The sequence below is a fragment of the Halobacillus alkaliphilus genome, from assembly GCF_900113125.1.
Classification (GTDB): domain Bacteria; phylum Bacillota; class Bacilli; order Bacillales; family Halobacillaceae; genus Halobacillus; species Halobacillus alkaliphilus.
The window spans coordinates 1-16,527 of sequence record NZ_FOOG01000061.1 but is presented as its reverse complement, the minus strand read 5'-3'; the positions used below and the strand labels follow the sequence as shown (position 1 = coordinate 16,527).

Genomic DNA, 16,527 nt, shown 5'->3' with positions numbered 1-16,527 from the left:
GTGGGATGAACATGATCGGTAAGATCCCGGAAGGCGAAGCCTGAGGAAGCTTACCACAAGGGATGTTCGACTAAGATCGCCACGTCCTGTGGCAACATCGAACGACCCTGCGTCGTGCGGGGCCGGAAAGCGAAATCGTCCCCCGCAGGACCTAATTTCCACAAAAGTCTCGAAATCGAGTCTTCTAGTAACGGGAGCTTATCTTTAAGAACAGCAAATGTATTTTACAGAACTTTTTTCTAAAAGGAATTATAGGGGATGGGAACGAATTAGTGTTAGAATAGGATAGGTTTAAATTAGATGGCCACGTATTGATAGAAAGGAAGTTTCCTATAATGTCAGAAAACAACATGACGCTTCGCCAGCTCACACCATCGTACGACCCCTGGGAAGCCTATATGGACGTAAAAGAACACGGTAAAATGACACTCTCTAATATAGAATTTACCACCACAACGTTATGTAATATGAGATGTGAACACTGCGCGGTCGGATACACACTCCAAGATAAGGACCCAGATGCGCTGCCCATCGACATGATCCTTGAACGTCTGGATGAAATTTCTCATTTGCGAACGTTAAGCATTACAGGCGGGGAACCTATGATGTCTAAGAAATCAGTCGAACAATACGTCCTGCCGCTATTAAAGTATGCACACAGCCGAGGTGTACGCACTCAGATCAATTCCAATTTAACACTACCCTATAAAAGGTATCTTCCGATTATTCCTTATCTGGACGTGCTGCATATTTCCCATAACTGGGGCACCATCGAAGAATTTATACATACCGGTTTTGCCCGTATGGAAAGAAAGCCTTCAGAAGATAATCGTAAAATGTATTTCGACCGGATGGTTGAAAACTCTCAGCGCCTGTCCGAAGAAGGTGTGATGGTCTCAGCCGAGACCATGCTTAACCGGCGTACTTTCCCTTATCTGGAAGCCATCCACGACCACGTGAATGAGATGAAATGTGCCAGACATGAGGTGCACCCAATGTACCCAGTAGATTTTGCGAGCAGCTTGGAAACCTTGAGCCTTGAGGATATGCGCAAAGGAATCAATCGTCTGCTGGACCACAGGAACGAAGACATGTGGATGTTATTCGGGACGCTTCCCTATTATCCCTGCAGTTCATCTCAGGAAGATCTTGATATGCTGAAACGTTTATATCGAGAGAAAAATGTCACTGTCCGTAATGATCCAGATGGTCGTTCTAGGTTAAACGTCAATATATTCAGCGGAGATATCATCGTAACAGACTTTGCTGATGAAGCTGGTCTTGGGAACATTCAGCACACTTCCCTTCCGGAAGCCTTTGAAAACTGGTTGGAATCCAGCACAGCGAAAAGTTTAAACTGTCACTGCCCGGCGGTCGAGTGTCTTGGTCCCAATGCATTGGTTAAAAACACGTACTATCAGGATGTAGATTTTCAAAAACGCGAGTCCAAAATCACTTTATGAAATAGATAAAGCTTAGAGGGGTGCCTCTAAGCTTTTTTGCGTAAAAGAAAGTTGGTACGGGACGAAGCTGTTTGTTCAGAAGCTATATTCCTTGACTTCAAGATAATTCATCACGATATACTGGATTGTAGAATAGAATTTTTATTTTAAAGGGGAAATCAATTAAACTATGACAATCACGATACGAGAAGCCCATCAAGATGAGCTCGACACTATTCGAGAGCAGCGAGTTCAAGCCTATGAAGATCACGTTCACGCCTTACCACGGGAGCATTGGCAAGCTCTTAAACAAGCAATTTCCTCTGAGGCTGACCAGCAGCCCGGGGTTGATTTGATGGTTGCCGAACTCGATGGAATTCTCGCGGGAAGTGTAGCGCTTTTTCCTGCCAATACAGACGCTTATGAAGGCTATGTCGATGAACTGGACTACCCTGAAATAAGGGTGCTTGCCGTGTCCCCAGACATTCGCGGTAAGGGAGTGGCGTCTGCTTTAATAGATGCCTGTATCGAAAGAGCCAGAGCTAAAGGTTACCATTCGATCGGACTTCACACGGGCGATTTTATGAGTAGAGCTATTACTTTATACGAAAAGTACGGATTTGAGCGTGTGCCGCAGCATGATTTTGAACCGGCGGATGACGGTATCATTGTCAAAGCCTTTTATCGCTCCATCTAACAATGGAAAAGAGCCAGCCAAATCAAAATTAAAGTTGTTTTTCATTGGTGATCTTAGGAAAAGGATTCATGAACGCCTGGGTTTAAAAGGTAGTTAAGCTGGATACATACCTGTATCAATAAACGTAGGAGGCATAAAGCTTATGAAATCATTTGAAGATGCTTTAAAACATAAAGTAGGACTCGGCACAGCTCCACTCGGAAATATGTTCAGGGAAGTGCCGGAAGATGAAGCTAGATCCACGATTCAAACCGCCTGGGATCAGGGCGTGCGCTATTTTGATACCGCACCTTTTTACGGGGCAGGTTTAGCTGAAATGCGTCTTGGGGAAGTTTTATCGAATTACAACCGTGACGACTATGTGTTAAGTACAAAGGTCGGCCGCTACATGACCGATGAAAAAGAAGAAAAAGAAGGATTGTTCAAAGATGCCCGCGATAACAAGGTCATTACGGATTATTCCGCAGAAGCTACGGAAAAGTCGATTGAACAAAGTCTGGAACGCCTAAAAACAGACCGCTTAGACTTTGTATTTGTGCACGATGTGTCCCCTGATTTTCATGGTGACGAATGGAAAGCTAAATTTGAAGAAGCTAAAGAAGGCGCATTCCGCGTACTAACACGACTGCGTGAAGAAGGAGTTATCCGCGGCTGGGGTTTAGGTGTGAACACAACTGAACCGATTGAACTCGCCATGGAGCTTGAAGAAACGAAGCCGGATATATGCTTATCAGCTACCCAATATACGTTCCTGCAGCATGAGCAAGCTTTACAGAACATGATGAAATCTGCCGAAGAAAACGGTGTAGACATTGTGGTTGGCAGCCCTTACAACTCCGGTGTACTGCTAGGGGGCGATCATTACAACTATGAGGAAGCACCTGAAGATATTCTAGAACGGGTGAACCAGTTAAATGAAGTGGGGCAGAAATACAATGTTCCATTAAAAGCAGCTGCCCTGCAGTTTTCAACAGCCCATCCTGCAGTAAAATCAATAATCCCGGGATCTACTCGTCCTGACCGAATTAAGGAAGACCTTGAGATGATTCAGCGAGAAATCCCGAAAGAATTCTGGGATGAACTAGTGGATAAAGGATTTATTTCCTCTGAGGCTCCGTTACCAGATTCAAAATAGAATGTATTTAAATGGATCCTATCAGACTGTCGAGCAGAAACTCGGCAGTCTGATTTTTTTATTGGGTCTATTAGAGTTTAATGATATGTTCAGTTAGTAAAATAATGGAAATAACATAAGCCACTGCTCATTCTGGATTAGTTAATTAATTAATAATGCAGAAAGCTTTCCAATATCCTATTTCTTTAAATCATTTATTTCCTTCTCTAATCTTGCCACTCTCAATGTTAAATCACCATTCGATTGCTTTCTATCTTTAAAATACCTTACAAGAAAAATTACTCCAACTAGAAATAGGGAAATAATAATAAGATTAATCACAATAATTAAAACTGGCATAATCTCCATCATAGTCATCAAAATTATCTCCTTTACAATTATTTCGACACGACCAATCACACGGTTACTTATCTGGTGTTCGTTGCTAAAATCTCATATTTTATAAGACTACGAAGAGGCCCCTCTTAACGAAGACCTCCCCATGCTTTACGAAAAAAGAAATAGACCATCTTTTCAGAATGTCCAATGATTTATTTCTTCATTAAATAAGGCTCTAACGTCTTTAGGTATGTTTCACTCTCTACGATTATTTCTTGATAGTTCGTTATTAGAAAGATGGCTGTAGACACATAAATACATAACCCTACTATGCTTAAGACAATACGCCAGAAACGATTGATATATGGATGTGACAGAGGGAAAAACTTTTCACCTACCAATTCATAAGCAATTTGAAGCGGTACGACCGCCACCAGAACCAAGCTTGCAAAAACTTGTTTAAAGCGTTGAGGGAGCACATGCGGTTTGATCGAGTCGTCTAAATGAGAAGAAGCTATTGTGTACTGGTGGGCAACCTCCCCCTTCCAGTCGTACTCTTCCACTATCGTTTCCTCGCTCTGTATTTCAAAGCCCGTCCCAAAGGGAACATGATAATCTCCAACGCATAAATAGAAAAATAATGAGTAGATTCCTATCATAAGAAGGACTTTAGAAATTCGAAAGCTAATTTTTTTCATGATCACACTCCTTTAAACAGCTTGATTATATCCGCCGCCCTAAGAAGAGGTATCTGAAGAATAAATTATTTTTCAGTAACTATAGAGACCTCCTGGTTCTTAAGCGTTTTGGTTTAATAAGCGTTTGATCATTCTTATTTGCCCGCGGTGGTTGATTTCATCTTCCATCACATGAAACCACAGGTAGTAATGATTATAAGGAACACCGTGGCTCCACTTATCTTCTTCCAACAGCCACTGGTCATCTTTTGCGGCTAGGCTGGCTAGTGTGTTTGCCCGGATTTGATCCAATTGATCTATGTAGTAGTCTAAAGGCTGATGGTGGATCGTTTCTCTCGCCTGATTTCCAAGCTCTAAAGGAATTTTCCAGGCCGCATATTCCTGCTCTGTTAAATCCCTTTTTTCAAAGGATACGACTTGGTGCACAAATTCGATGGATGCGATATGCATTAACAGTGCACCGATTGTGTTTGATGTTTGATGCGGAAGAACATCTAAATCTGCCTGAGTCAGATCAGCAATCTCCTCTAACGTAACTTCACGGGTATGTTCAAGCATCGATACAAGCTCCCCTATTTTTTCTGTATAACCATCTTTGGATTTTATGCGATAATCCATCTTCTCCCCCCTTTGTTCGTATATTTTAGGTTACCAGAGTTTAGGAATTTTCATAGTCTGGTATTTTGCACCGTTTCGTTATATGCTTGAAATGGTATAAGAAAAGGGCCGCTGTATAAGCCGCCCTGTGTTCGAATTAATCCTGTTCCTGTTTATTACGGAAATATTCAACCGCTTCCCGCAAGCGTTCATTCTCCTGTTTTAAGGCTTCTACATCTTCTTCGTGGATCCATTTGTACAGCAGCAAACCGCTGACGATTAATAATGAAATCCACCATCCTATCAAAGTAAACCAGCTCGTTTCATGTCGATATACATAATAAAATTGGCTTACATGAAAGTCGGTAAATAAAATAAGGGCTGCAAATGATACATATATCCCTCTCCACCAGGGCTTTTCTTTTTTTCCATTGGTCTTTTTATATTTAATAGACCATGCCCAGTAGCCAACTACTAGAACCACAAACCAAATAAAAACGCCCCACGAGGTTGATCCAACGAACATACCATCCTCTCCGCTCTGTTTTTTTAAAGGTCGAAGCTCTGAACCTTTTCTAATAACCGTATAGTCAGCATTTATATTAACATATATATCCAATTATCTTCCAAGTACTTTCAAAGCCCCCGCACGAATAACAGCATAATTCAATCGCCATTCATCCATATAGTATTACGCTGGCTTCTTTATTACGTTATGACCCACATAAATAATAAATGCCAAAATGAAGGGATACACAAACACCCCACCGATAAGGACTAAACCAAGTACTGGAGCAGGATCGTCTGCCGGATGATTGATGGGAAAGAGGGAAACAAACACGTACGTCATCAAAATAAAATAAGGAAACCAGAGGATCACCGTAAGGTAATCTGATTTCCGCTTCTCCATCCACCGACTAATAACCAGGTAACAAACAACCGCTCCCCCAACCATCCAAATTCCGAGAAGGAGCATTGAAACATTAACTACCACGCTTATCTCCATGTTTAACAGCCGGCTGAGCCGATAAGTATTAACCATCAGCTCAGCCGCTGCAAAAAAGAGGAAAGCAACTAATATACTGACTACATTTATTTTCCAAAAGTAAGCCATGCATTCACCTCATGCGTTGCACGTCTGTTAATCGTTTCTAAATTGTTTTGAATGCTGCTTAGCGAAATCAATAATTTTCTTATACGTTTTCGGATCTATTTCTTTTTTTGAAGGTACATAAAGCTTCGCCGTTCCTTCGTCCAGTATTTTAATCATCTCTTTACCGCGAACATATAAGATTACATACAAAAAGGGATGGGTCATCTTGCTTTCCATTAGGAATTCCTTAGGGAAATCAGCCGTAATGAGAAGACGGTCTTCCACTTGCTTTAAGGATAGCTTGCTGTAACATTCAAGGTTTTCTATATCTGTAAGATACATATAAACCACTCCTTTACTTTCTTAGTCATTCGCCGTTTCGCCACTTTAATGGACGAATGATTTAATCCTACTCATTGACTATTTCCTATATTCCCTAAAAACATAAATACTTTGTAAAATTTCGAAGACATTTTTCTTAAGTTGATAGCTTATCTTATTAAGCCCTGAATATGCAACTGTTATGTCAGAATTTTTACCAAATTTAATAATCAGATCTTGTTACATTATGGTTGGTCGTTCAAGACTTCTTACGCTATCCGGTTGGTTACTGTAAGACTCGATTTCGAGATACTGTGTTAGAGTGAAGGTCCTGCGGGGATGATTCCCTTTTCGCGGCCCTGCACGACGCAACGTCGTGCAGGGCCATAGGAAAGTGTTCAAATGTGGAATCACACGGAAAGACACGAACAGCATAAGCCGACCATCCAAAGGATGGCGGTTTTTCAATCCGTTGATGAGCGGCTTATGTCTCGAGTGTCTAGTTGATGGAACAAGAGGAGTTATTTCCCCACCAACCCTCATCCCCATTTTAGTAAAGAATCCAACTATCTCGAAACGGAGCCTTCAACAAACGGGAGCTTATCTGTAAGATTTAAAAAGTTTCCTACAAGAGGCAATAATAAAAAAACAGACGCTTTCCTATAGAAAAGCGCCTTCAAAATAGACATTTATCCTTGGATATCACGGTTACGATAGCCGATAAATCCGCCAGTCGTCAAAACTGCGGCAATTATAGTGAGCAGGATAAGCACGACTGAATTTACATCTTCAATGGGAACTTCTGGTACGTGCCCGAACGGGGTCAGGTTTCCCACCCATTCATCAAATTGAAACACTCCTCCTAAATACACTACGAAAAAGGAATAACCAAGATATAACCAGGTGATCCCGGTAAGTTTTGGCAGTAAGCCTGTCAGAAGAACAGCTAACCCAATGAATATCGCAAGTGCCGGCAGATAAACCATCGCAGCACCATAGATCGCCGCAAGTGAAGGTCCATCTTCCAGAACGGCCTCAGCCGCTGCTCCGAGACCAAGGGCTGCAAGGGATAACATGACAAAACCAACAACTAAGGAGATCAGCATGTAGCTTCCAAGCAGCCGGTTACGTGAAACGGCTCTTGCCAAAAGATGCTCTGTGCGCCCTTTTTTCTCTTCCCCTTTCAGTTTGAAGACCGCCATAAGCGCAGGAATTGTACAAATCATAGCAATGATCGACATCAGCTTCGCAATAAACTGTTCCGTTAAAGAGCCGCCTTCCAATCCACTGAGTAAGTCTTTCATAATCTCCATATCTTCAAAAAACGTATCTAAATCACCAAAGATTGATCCATAAGAAGCTCCAATTAACAATACGCCGACAGCCCAGGCGATAATTCCGGTTCGCTGCATCCGAAAAGCAAGGCCGATCGGGCTTGCTAGTGCAGCAGACGCTCTCGTTTTACCAGGTCTTGATGGTAAAAACCCGGCGTCCAGGTCACGAATTGAATTGATATATAAAGAAGTCAGAATAAGAATAAGAGACACACCAAGAGTTAGCAGTATGGGCCACCAGTAATCATTAACGTACACTTCCGTACCTGTAACCCAGCCAAGAGGTGAGAACCAGGAAAGCGTCTCATTACTCACATCTCCAATAGCCCTAATAAGGTAAGCTGCACCGAGTGCTGCAAACGAGAACCCAATGGTTCCGCGCGAGCTTTCGGATAACTGGGAGAAAAACGCGGTAATGGCTGCGAATATGATTCCTGACGCTCCTAAGGCTGCTCCGTATAATAGTGAACCCTCTAAATCTATGCTTTCAATATTTAGTGCATACAACCCGGCGGCTGTCAGAACCGCAAGCAGAATGTTTACTCCGATCAACACAATTAAAGTAGCATTCAGGCTGGCTAAGCGTCCGGCAGGCAAAGATCGGATCAACTCAAGACGTCCATCTTCTTCCTCTGCCCTGGTATGACGAGCCACGAGTAAGATACTCATGATAGCTACGGTAACTGCTGTGAAGAGCAGCATCTGATGGGCAAGCATAGCACCGAACGTGTAATCATCAAGTCCGTAACCTTTTCCAACCATAGCGGTCATCGCAGGATTAACCATGGTCTGAGCAATAGTCTGTCGATTCTCTTCGGTAGCATATAATCCCGTGAAGGCCTGGGCCGTTAACAAGGTAATTCCAGACAGCGACAACAGCCAGATGGGAATGCGGAAGCGGTCCTGCCGCAGTACAAAGCGACTGAGCACCCCTGTTTTACTCGACATTTGCTTATACATTACGCTTCACCTCCGTCTTCTGCGCCCCCGGACTCATAATGACGCATAAACAGGTCTTCTAATGTTGGCGGTGCGCTCTCAAGTTTCACAACCTCATAGGAACTGATATGTTTGATCACCTGGTCAAGCTGTTCGGTATCCACTTGAAACGAAAGAGCACGCTCTTTTTCTTTCACATCATGCACGCCAGGGAAATCTTCCAAGGAAGGAATGGGCTGTTTCGTTTCAATCAAAAGGTGGGTCCTCGTTAAATGTCGTAATTCTGATAGCGACCCGGTTTCAATCATCTGTCCCTGGCGGATAATACCGATACGGTCACACAGCTTTTCAACCTCCGAGAGGATATGACTGGATAACAGAATACTTTTCCCTTCCTTCTTAAGCTCCGCTACACTTTCTTGAAAGACTCGTTCCATAAGCGGATCGAGCCCGGAGGTAGGTTCATCCAGAATATAAAGATCCGCTTCAGAGGCCAGAGCTGCAATCAATGCTACCTTTTGACGATTTCCTTTCGAATAGGTTCCGCATTTTTTTGAAGGATCCAGATCGAACTTCTCGATCAGCTGATCTCTCCTGGTCGATGGATTCCCGCCTCTTAGTTTTACAAAAAGGTCAATGACTTCTCCGCCTGTTAAATTAGGCCACAAATTCACATCTCCCGGAACGTAAGCCAGACGTTTATGAATCTCCACAGCATCTTTCCAGGCATCCATTCCGAAGATTTCAGCTTTTCCTTCTGTTGCTTTTAACATACCAAGTAAAACACGAATGGTAGTGGATTTACCCGCTCCGTTCGGACCGATAAAACCATACACCTCTCCTTTATTCACCTCGATATTCACTCCATCAAGCGCTTTGAAATCACCGAATTTTTTGGTGAGCTGTTTGGTACGTAGTACAGACATGACCCATCCTCCTTTATTGTAAAAGCATATTATTTATAAAAAGAATATTTGAGAACTTCAATATAGCGATCAAGCTCCTGTAACGTTTCTTCCAGGTCCATTTCATCCAGACTCAGACCTTTAAACTTAGCCTGCTGTTTGTAAGCAAACCCTTCCATTGACCAGCTGATAATTTCGATCATCTTGGAAACGTCCATATCTTCTCTGAATTTCGACATATCTATATCCTGGAGCATTTCACGGTAATTATGGTTAATGAATCTTTCTCTTCGGCTTTCCAGTTCTCCTCTAAGGTCCTGCGCATTTTCAGTGAAGGCTGCATTAAGAAAATTAAATACATTCGGATATTGATAAAACAGCTTGATCTTCAACGAAGCCATTTGCCGGTGCCTGTTAAAAATATCTTTATCTTCCCAATCGACTTTTTCCTGGACCTCACTTAAAAACAAGTCCACAAAATAATCGTAAATCTTAAGGTATAACTCTTTTTTATTTGAAAAGTAATGAAATAGAAGCCCTTTAGAAATTCCGGCTTTTTTTACAATCGTATTAGTGGATGTATTTTTATATCCGTTTCCAGCAAATTCTTCCATAGCTGCATTTAAAATTCGATCTTGTTTCTCTTGATCCAACGCAAGGAATTTTGGTTCCATATCATCCCTCCTGTCATCATTGACCAATTTGGTCAATTACATCTTACTCCTATTGACCGGATTGGTCAATACAAATTTTTACCTGTTTTTTCAATAAAAAAACTCTGCTCATCGTAATGAGCAGAGCTATTGGTTCAGCCGAATTGAGCTGTATGTAAGCGGCTGTATATTCCTTCAGATTCTATTAATTCCTTATGGTTCCCCTGTTCAGCAATGCCATCTTGGGTAACGACCATAATTCGATCAGCATTTTTAATCGTCGCTAAACGGTGAGCGATAACGAGTGTAGTGCGTCCTTCCGTTAATTCTTCAAGCGACTTCTGAATCGCTACTTCTGTTTCGGTATCAAGAGCAGAAGTGGCTTCATCAAGGATGAGGATCGGTGGATTTTTCAAGAACATCCGGGCAATCGCGAGCCGCTGCTTCTGTCCTCCCGAAAGCTTCACACCCCGTTCTCCGATAATGGTGTCCAGCCCGTGAGGCTGACTGGCAATAAAGTCATCTAGTCGGGCTCTGATGGAAGCCTGCATGATTTCTTCATCGGTTGCCTTTAAATTTCCATAAGCAATATTTTCGCGAATGGAACCGGAGAATAGAAATACGTCCTGTTGAACAATGCCAATTTGGCTTCTAAGCGAGTCCAGCTTTAAACCCTTAACATCCGTACCATCGATACGGATCATTCCGCTATTTATTTCGTAAAAACGTGGCAGCAGGCTGCAGAGTGTGGTTTTACCTGCTCCCGAAGGTCCCACAAACGCCACGGTTTCTCCAGATTGAATGGACAGGCTTATATTCTGTAATACGTCCTAAATTCCCTCATATCCAAAGGTCACGTCTTCATACTCAATGGAACCATCGAGATCCTTATGAACAGCGCCAGGAGTATCCTGAATGTCAGGATCCGTATCAATTACTTCCGTATAACGCTTAAATCCGGCAATTCCTTTAGGATAACTTTCAATCACGGCATTAATTTTCTGAATGGGGCCGATCAGAATGTTTGCAAGCAAAATAAATGCCACAAATTCCCCATAAGTTAATTCATTAATAATGACAAAATAAGTCCCAAATAATAACGTGAACAGTGTAACCAGCCGCATTAATAAGTAGTTCGCTGTAATGTTCTGAGCCATAATTTTATAGGATTGAAGTTTCGTCGTGCGGTAGTGATCATTGTTTTCTCTGAATTTATTCTGTTCATGCTTCTCATTCGCAAACGCCTGAACCACACGGATTCCGCCAATACTGTCTTCAACACGTGAATTAAGTTCGGCCACGTTATGAAACATGCGGCGGAAAGTTACGGTCATTTTTTTATTAAAGTAAATGGCCAGCACAATCAGAAAGGGAATGACGATAAAAGAGAGAACCGCTAATTTCCAGTTAATTGTAAGCATAATAATAAATGAACCCAATAAGGTCATACACGCTACAAAAACGTCTTCTGGACCATGGTGGGCAACTTCCCCAATCTCCTCCAGATCCTTTGTCAGCCTGGAAATACTATGGCCAGTTTTATTGTTATCGTAATAGTTAAACGACAGCTTCTGCATATGTGTAAACAGTTTTTGACGCATGTCCGTTTCAATATTGATACCGAGCTTATGCCCCCAATAGGTTACGATGTAATGAAGGACTGTATTGAACATATAAATCAAAAGCAGGATGACACAGGCCAGAATAATGATCGACCAATTTCCTCTCGGAAGCAGTTGATCAATTACGTGATTGACAGCGAGTGGAAAGGCAAGCTCAAGAATCCCTACGAGAACGGCGCAGGAAAAATCTAAAATAAATAACCATTTGTATGGTTTATAATAGGAAAAAAATCGTGACAGCATCTAGCAACCTCTCTTTTCTGAATATGTAATTGATAATTAATATCAATTATACTCATGAACGGCACATACTACAAACCTTTTCCCGCACAAAGGGAAAGAGGCACATCATCCAAATTTTTCCACCTCAGGTCATCCAGAATCTGGATGACCTGAGGTGGAAGGTTATTCCATAATGGGATTCAAAAGTAATCGTTTCATAGGACTAATTCTGATAGAATGGAAAAATAATGGAAGGGGGGGGCATGAAACCTGTATGAAGAAATACTTACATAGCAGCTTATTGATTTTATTATTACTTACAGCCTGTTCTAATGAGGAATATGACCAAGCGATGGAGCAAGGCATCCAAAGTCTCGGAAAAGAGGAATACCACCAAGCAGCCCTATACTTTGAACGGGCTAAGCAGGAGAAAGATGACGAAGAAGCGACTGCTTATTATCAACAGGCTACTGCTATGGACGAGGCCAATGAATCCTATAACCAGCAAGCCTATGACCAGACGTTAACTTCTCTCGAGAAGGTGATAGAAGTGAACCAGGGATTAGAAACCGTTCAGAAGAAAGCTGAAAAAATGAAAGAAAAGGTTCTGAAGGAAAGGGAATTAGCAGCTTCTTTTGAAAATCATATGCAGAAATTGGAGCAGAATATCGAGAAGGACAACGCGGAGAACGCCGAACAAGCTTATGAGAAGCTGAAAAGTAAACTGGAAAAGCACCCTTCTCTTCAAAGTTACCAGCCACAGCTAAGTCAATTGCACAACGAGCTGGAAAGCCTTCTGGAAGAAAGTGAAGATTCCCGACTAGCAAAAGAACCTGAACCAGAGGCTTCAGAAGCAGAAGAGAATGCAAAGGAGTCTCCCCGAGAGTCAGAAACAGGGAATGATAAAGAAAAGAAACAAGAAACTTCCCCAGGCCACGAGGAGTCAGAAAAACCACAGGAGTCTGATGAGGAGAACAACGCATCCAAACCTTCCAACGAAGCTGAAAACGAGGAAAAGCCAGATAAAGAAACAGAATTGACTTATACCAGCTATAAAAACAAGCGATATGGATTTTCATTTGAATACCCAGACTTTCTATCGATGGCTCCTCCTCCTACGAATGGAGATGGGGTAGAACTCTATAGTAACGATGGTTTCGAGTTGATCGCTTATGGCGCACACGTTATGGACCCATCCATGGATATTGACGATTACTATAATCAAGCTACTGAAGAGATTCCGAATATTGCTTATCAGAAAAAAACGGATGACTGGTTTGTTTTATCTTATAAATCGAACGACACAGTAACTTACTTTAAGTTCTATCTTGGTGAAAGCCAACTTAATAACCTTACGATCACCTATCCTGATAGCCAAAAAGAAAAGTACGATCCCATTACCGCGCGAATCTCCAAAAGTTTCAGCGCCAACCCAAAATAACAAACACCCAAAATTAACCACCTCAGGTCATCCAGATTCTGGATGACCTGAGGTGGAAGTTTATTCCTTATCCCTTATCTCTTTTCCATCCTTCTACATCTTTCAAGGAGCTCTGGCCGTTTTGATGTTTATGCTTAATCACGGAAAACGTTCCATCAGTCTCCAGCACCACTGCTTCCGCTTCTTCTACGGATGCCAGACCATCAGCTCTGATTGCCTGTCTGACTTCATCTTTTTTCACTCGCTCTTTCTTCAGGGCTTTCTCCATATACTGCCCTTGATACAAAAGCAGCTGTGGTTCTCCTTTGATAAGCGAAGTAAAACCTTCGGAACGAACTTCAAGCCATGTTACTACAAATTGAAGTAAAATCAGCATACCAAGAGCAGTCAGTCCCTCGGCAATTGTCATTTTATTCGATAATATGATCGATGCAACGACGGACCCAATTGCTACCGTAATCACCATATCGAACATATTCATTTTGGAAAGTGTCCGTTTCCCGGAAATTCTCAACATAAAAATTAATGCAGGATAGACAGTCAGCGCCATCACTACAATTCTTAACATACCGCTCCACCCATTAAATAACATGAAATCCCCTCTTTTTCTTAAGCAATGTACATTAAATTCCACAAAAAACCAGATAAAAAACTTTCTATCCATAAAAAAAGCCTCTGCTTTTCACAGAGACTCCTTATCATTTATTGTTCGGCCATCATTTTATAGTATTTGTACAGCGCCTGTGTTCCATCATTGCTGCCGCCAGCTTTACTAAGCTCGTCATAAAGTGACTTCGCAAGCTTTAAGCCAGGAACCGGCAATTCCATTCGATCGGCAGATTGAATAGCAATTTCCATATCTTTTATAAAATGCTTCACATAAAAGCCAGGGTCAAAATTATCGTCGATCATTCGCGGTCCCAGGTTGGATAGTGACCAGCTACCGGCCGCACCGAATTCGATCGACTGCAGTACTGTTTTCGGATCTAAACCGGCTTTTTCAGCGTAAGTGATCGCTTCCACGACTCCCATCATATTGGAAGCTATCGCAATTTGGTTGCACATTTTCGTATGCTGCCCAGCACCAGCGGGGCCTTGAAGCACAACATTCTGTCCCATGACTTCGAATACAGGTACAATCTTTTCGAAATGCTCGGCTTCACCACCTACCATAATTGTAAGCTTCCCTTGTTTTGCCCCTGTGTCTCCACCAGAAACCGGCGCATCATAAGCGTGAAGATTCTTCTCTTTAGCTTTCTTATCAATCTCTTCAGCCAGCTGTGGCGAAGACGTGGTCATATCAATGACATACGCTCCTTCGCGCGCATTATGTAAAATTCCACTTTCCCCATAATAAACCTCTTCGACATCACTCGGATAACCAACGATTGTAATAATAACTTCAGCTTCTTTAGCAAGTTCGGCTACATTGTCCTGCCATTCTGCCCCTTCGTTTAATAAATCTTCTGCTTTTTCCCTGGTACGTGTAAATACGTTGACTGGATAGCCTGCCTGAAGTAAATTGCGAACCATACTTTTGCCCATGACTCCGGTTCCTATAAAGCCTATAATTGGTTTTGTCATCTACTCTCATCCCCTTTTCGATCTTTAGATCAAGTATATCAACTACATTCACATAATAACAGAATTTGGATATAAGTTATTAGTTAGACTCGTAACCAGGATGTAGTTTACGACTACCTCTCCCAGAAATATCCCGCAGCTTAAGTCTGGCATGAACGGGAATTTAACTGTCTTTACTATTATGGAAGTTGTCAGATTCCTCCGCAAAAAAGGACGACCCCCTGCATTAGAGATCGTCCTTTCAGACACCTTATTTAATCAATTTAAGCAGTTCCTCGTTAAAACGCTCTTTCTGGTCATAAATCAAACCGTGACCACTGTTTTCAAAGGAAACGAGTGTCGCTTGTTCAATTCCATTCTGCAATTCTTTAGAGAATTGATAATCGCAGATTTCATCATTCGTTCCGTGTAAAAGCAGCGTAGGAACTTTAATGGAACTCAGCTCATCGCGTAGATCTTCATCACGTAAAGATTCAGCACTTGCAATGGTGCCATAGGAAGAAGCTTCGAGTCCTAAGCCAAGGAACCATTCTTTAAGCGGTTCTGAGATTTGTGAATAATAGAAGTTACTGCCGAATTCCGATAAAGCAGCAGGACGGTCATTTTGAATCGCATGGATGAGTCCGTTGACCTCTTCTTTTTGCATGCCATAGGAATACCCTTCACGCTGTGTGAAGCTTGGGGCAGCAGCGCCAGCTAGAATTAATTGAGCTAATTCGTCATTCGCATACTTCGTGGCGTAGCGGATGCTGATCGGACCGCCCATAGAGAAACCTAGAAGGAAAAAGTTCTCGAGCTTCAATTCCTCAACCACTACTTTAATATCATAAGCGAATGTATCGTAGTCATAGCCAAATGCCGGTTTATCAGACTGGCCATACCCTCTCAAATCTATTCCGATGAAACGATATCCTTGTCTTGGCAACTCGTTCATCTGGTATTCAAACATTTTGTGATTCAAGGGCCAGCCGTGAATAAAAACAATCGGCTGTCCTTCGCCTATATCTTCTACAAATACGTTAACTCCTTGCTCTACTTCAATAAATTTACCCAATTTATTTCCACTCCTTTTTACCAAATTCACACAGAACTGTTCCCATAGGAGGAACAGTTCAAACACACCCCCGAGTCTAACATCAGCCGGTTCAACTCCTTACATAGCTATAAAGTCATTGTTGATTTTATAGAAAACTTATTCCACTAAAGGGCCGGATACTTGAAGACTCAGTTTCGAGATAAATTGGGTCCGTTACTCTATGTGGAAGAGGGCTGGTGGGGAAATAACTCGCTTTCCTATGGGGGAACGGTGAGCTTCCTCGCTCGTTTCACTCTCTGCGGGATCTCACCTAATTCCTTCTCCCATGGGAGTCTCGCCATTTCCCCACCAGCCCAACTTTATTAGGAAGAACGGACCCTTCGGAAAGAGAGTGTCCTCTCCTCCTTAACCTGCCTGAAATGCTTATATAACAGACTATCTCGCATCGTTCAGCTTGAATAAAGAAAATACACCCGTGATTATTTTTCTT

At 42.2% G+C, this 16,527-nt stretch carries 16 protein-coding genes and 1 pseudogene; 4 read left to right on the top strand and 13 right to left on the bottom strand.

Annotated elements, in window-relative coordinates:
* Positions 1-335 precede the first annotated feature (335 nt).
* The 3 genes from yfkAB (at position 336) to BMZ06_RS19180 (ending at position 3,274) form a co-directional block, all read left to right on the top strand.
* Complete coding sequence (gene yfkAB, locus BMZ06_RS19190; protein ID WP_089754664.1) at positions 336-1,463, top strand: radical SAM/CxCxxxxC motif protein YfkAB; 1,128 nt, start codon at positions 336-338, stop codon at positions 1,461-1,463.
* A gap of 169 nt (positions 1,464-1,632) precedes the next feature.
* Positions 1,633-2,139 carry a GNAT family N-acetyltransferase gene (locus BMZ06_RS19185; protein WP_089754662.1) on the top strand — a complete coding sequence of 169 codons (507 nt, stop codon included), beginning with the start codon at positions 1,633-1,635 and terminating at the stop codon, positions 2,137-2,139.
* Between the two features lie 142 nt (positions 2,140-2,281).
* Positions 2,282-3,274 carry an aldo/keto reductase gene (locus tag BMZ06_RS19180; RefSeq protein ID WP_089754660.1) on the top strand — a complete coding sequence of 331 codons (993 nt, stop codon included), beginning with the start codon at positions 2,282-2,284 and terminating at the stop codon, positions 3,272-3,274.
* A gap of 177 nt (positions 3,275-3,451) precedes the next feature.
* On the opposite strand, the gene BMZ06_RS19175 is transcribed toward BMZ06_RS19180, so the two are convergent.
* From BMZ06_RS19175 to BMZ06_RS19130, 10 genes and pseudogenes are all read right to left on the bottom strand, one after another.
* On the bottom strand, positions 3,452-3,631 hold the full coding sequence (locus BMZ06_RS19175; RefSeq protein WP_089754658.1) for a hypothetical protein: 180 nt from the start codon (positions 3,629-3,631) through the stop codon (positions 3,452-3,454).
* A 173-nt stretch (positions 3,632-3,804) separates the two neighbouring features.
* Entirely contained in the window at positions 3,805-4,290 is a 486-nt protein-coding gene (locus BMZ06_RS19170; protein WP_089754657.1) for a hypothetical protein, read from the bottom strand.
* A 99-nt stretch (positions 4,291-4,389) separates the two neighbouring features.
* Positions 4,390-4,908, bottom strand: a complete 519-nt coding sequence (locus BMZ06_RS19165) for a DinB family protein (RefSeq protein ID WP_089754653.1) — start codon at positions 4,906-4,908, stop codon at positions 4,390-4,392.
* Between the two features lie 136 nt (positions 4,909-5,044).
* Positions 5,045-5,413, bottom strand: coding sequence for a coiled-coil domain-containing protein (locus BMZ06_RS19160; RefSeq protein ID WP_139205864.1), 369 nt, complete (start codon positions 5,411-5,413; stop codon positions 5,045-5,047).
* A gap of 165 nt (positions 5,414-5,578) precedes the next feature.
* On the bottom strand, positions 5,579-6,001 hold the full coding sequence (locus tag BMZ06_RS19155; protein WP_089754648.1) for a hypothetical protein: 423 nt from the start codon (positions 5,999-6,001) through the stop codon (positions 5,579-5,581).
* Positions 6,002-6,028: 27 nt separating this feature from the next.
* The gene (locus BMZ06_RS19150) at positions 6,029-6,322 is read right to left on the bottom strand and encodes a hypothetical protein (RefSeq protein WP_089754646.1); all 294 of its coding nucleotides are present in this window, start codon (positions 6,320-6,322) and stop codon (positions 6,029-6,031) included.
* 668 nt (positions 6,323-6,990) lie between these two features.
* Positions 6,991-8,595 (bottom strand): ABC transporter permease, encoded by a 1,605-nt coding sequence (locus BMZ06_RS19145; RefSeq protein ID WP_089754643.1) that lies wholly within the window; start codon positions 8,593-8,595, stop codon positions 6,991-6,993.
* Complete coding sequence (locus tag BMZ06_RS19140; RefSeq protein WP_089754642.1) at positions 8,595-9,500, bottom strand: ABC transporter ATP-binding protein; 906 nt, start codon at positions 9,498-9,500, stop codon at positions 8,595-8,597. The genes BMZ06_RS19145 and BMZ06_RS19140 overlap by 1 nt, the downstream gene beginning before the upstream one ends.
* A gap of 29 nt (positions 9,501-9,529) precedes the next feature.
* Positions 9,530-10,153 carry a TetR/AcrR family transcriptional regulator gene (locus BMZ06_RS19135; protein WP_089754640.1) on the bottom strand — a complete coding sequence of 208 codons (624 nt, stop codon included), beginning with the start codon at positions 10,151-10,153 and terminating at the stop codon, positions 9,530-9,532.
* Between the two features lie 134 nt (positions 10,154-10,287).
* Positions 10,288-11,997 (bottom strand): annotated as a pseudogene (locus tag BMZ06_RS19130) (ABC transporter ATP-binding protein).
* A 253-nt stretch (positions 11,998-12,250) separates the two neighbouring features.
* Here BMZ06_RS19130 and BMZ06_RS19125 point away from each other — a divergent pair.
* A complete protein-coding gene (locus tag BMZ06_RS19125) occupies positions 12,251-13,417 on the top strand; it encodes a hypothetical protein (protein ID WP_139205863.1) in 1,167 nt (388 codons plus the stop codon).
* Positions 13,418-13,484: 67 nt separating this feature from the next.
* Here BMZ06_RS19125 and BMZ06_RS19120 read toward each other — a convergent pair whose 3' ends face one another.
* The 3 genes from BMZ06_RS19120 to BMZ06_RS19110 form a co-directional block, all read right to left on the bottom strand.
* Entirely contained in the window at positions 13,485-13,985 is a 501-nt protein-coding gene (locus BMZ06_RS19120) for a DUF421 domain-containing protein (protein ID WP_245756049.1), read from the bottom strand.
* A gap of 134 nt (positions 13,986-14,119) precedes the next feature.
* Complete coding sequence (locus BMZ06_RS19115; protein WP_089754634.1) at positions 14,120-15,001, bottom strand: NAD(P)-dependent oxidoreductase; 882 nt, start codon at positions 14,999-15,001, stop codon at positions 14,120-14,122.
* 250 nt (positions 15,002-15,251) lie between these two features.
* Entirely contained in the window at positions 15,252-16,055 is an 804-nt protein-coding gene (locus tag BMZ06_RS19110) for an alpha/beta fold hydrolase (protein WP_089754632.1), read from the bottom strand.
* Between the last annotated feature and the right edge of the window lie 472 nt (positions 16,056-16,527).